Raw genomic sequence first — 771 nt, forward strand, 5'->3', positions numbered from 1 at the left:
CGAAGGAGCCGCCACCCAGAGCGACGCCTGCTTCTCACGTGTTCGCCCCATCGACATGACGCGGACAAACTACCATCGTCGCCAGTTCTTGTCGATCCTCCTTCGGGATAAGTCCACGGGCTGCTAGGCGTCTTCGGGGGGAAGCGTGGCCCCATGGTCCGCCCCTCCCGGGAGCATCGGGCGAGCAGGGCGGCGCGGATCGTCGCTCGTCTGGTCGAGCGTCGCGGGCTCGGGCAGGCGTCCCTCCGCGTATCGGACGGCCATCGTCGCGGCGTCGCTCCATTCGACTGCGATCCCCTCCGGACCGATCCTGATCCCGTCGAGCATCATGGCGAGCGCCGCGCGCCGAGCAGGGACGCCCATCGTCCCCCATTGCGCCACGATCGAGCGCAACCACGAAAGCGCGCCCTTTCGATTCTCGACCGTATCGGCCGACGCTTCCGCGGAAAGCGCCCGCTCCTCCGCATCGATCGCGGCAAGCTCTCGCTCGATGCGCGCCGCTTCCGCCCGGATCACTTCCATGGACCATTGACCCGAGGAGACCATGGAAACGAGATTGCTGCGCGCCGTCACGAGCTTGGCCCGCTGCGCCCTGAAATTCGGCGCATGGGGAGACGGCGGAGGCGCTTTCGACAGTTGGCCGTCTAGGTGGCTGGTGTCGATCGCGAGCCCGTCGAAGAGGTCGTGGCCGCTCGTGTTCCCATGGCCGCCAGGGTGCATATCGGACAGGTCGCCTGACGGCTGATAATGGTTTGGATCGTCTTCTGGTCT

General features: G+C 66.5%; 1 protein-coding gene. It reads right to left on the minus strand.

What is annotated here, in order from left to right; genetic code table 11:
• Positions 1–123: 123 nt before the first annotated feature.
• Positions 124–771 (minus strand): hypothetical protein (locus tag QHF83_RS53380; protein ID WP_282425893.1); only part of this gene is annotated, 648 nt, incomplete at its 5' end.

It is taken from the genome of Polyangium sp. 15x6 (genome assembly GCF_029960785.1).
Lineage (GTDB): Bacteria > Myxococcota_A > Polyangia > Polyangiales > Polyangiaceae > Polyangium.